Origin of the sequence: Brevundimonas denitrificans (assembly GCF_030160755.1) — a bacterium.
GTDB lineage: Bacteria > Pseudomonadota > Alphaproteobacteria > Caulobacterales > Caulobacteraceae > Brevundimonas > Brevundimonas denitrificans.
The window spans coordinates 1-592 of the sequence record NZ_BSOY01000215.1 but is presented as its reverse complement, the minus strand read 5'-3'; the positions used below and the strand labels follow the sequence as shown (position 1 = coordinate 592).

Annotated in this window: 2 protein-coding genes; one reads left to right on the top strand and one right to left on the bottom strand. The window is 56.8% G+C overall.

Translation table 11 applies throughout. The features are described 5' to 3' along the window. The coding region (locus QQJ79_RS15840) for a cupin domain-containing protein (RefSeq protein ID WP_284223894.1) at window positions 1-212 on the top strand (212 nt) is incomplete at its 5' end. On the opposite strand, the gene QQJ79_RS15835 is transcribed toward QQJ79_RS15840, so the two are convergent. Further along, the coding region (locus QQJ79_RS15835) for a response regulator (protein WP_284223892.1) at window positions 178-592 on the bottom strand (415 nt) is incomplete at its 5' end. The genes QQJ79_RS15840 and QQJ79_RS15835 overlap by 35 nt on opposite strands.

The window sequence follows — 592 nt, the reverse complement described above, 5'->3', positions numbered from 1 at the left end:
TGCCCCATACCCATGACGGAGGAGAGGAAATCCTTGTTCTTGAAGGCACCTTTCACGATGAAAGCGGCAGCTATCCCGCCGGAAGCTGGATCAGAAATCCCCACACCAGTCGCCACACGCCGCATACCGGTGCAGATGGAGCCCTGATCTATGTCAAGACCGGGCACCTTGCCCCGATCAGCCAACCGGTTCCTGCATCAGGACTTCCTTGACCTTTTCCGCGATTTCCTTCAGCGAGAAAGGCTTGGGCAGGAACTCGATTTTCTCCACATCGAAATCAAGGTCCTTGCGGAACGCATCCTCGGCATAGCCGGAAATGAAAATCACCTTCAGGTCCGGCATGGTCTTGGTGATATGGCGAACAAGGGTCGGCCCGTCCATGCTGGGCATGACCACGTCGGTGACCAACAGGTCAATCTTGCCCGTATAATCCTTGACGATTTCCAAGGCTGACTCGCCGCAATCGGCCTGCAGAACCTCATATCCCTTGTTTTGCAGGGCACGGGCGGCGAACATGCGAACCGGGTCTTCATCCTCGACCAGAAGGATCGTCCCCACACCGGACAAATCCCGGTGTGCAATCGCGGCCTCG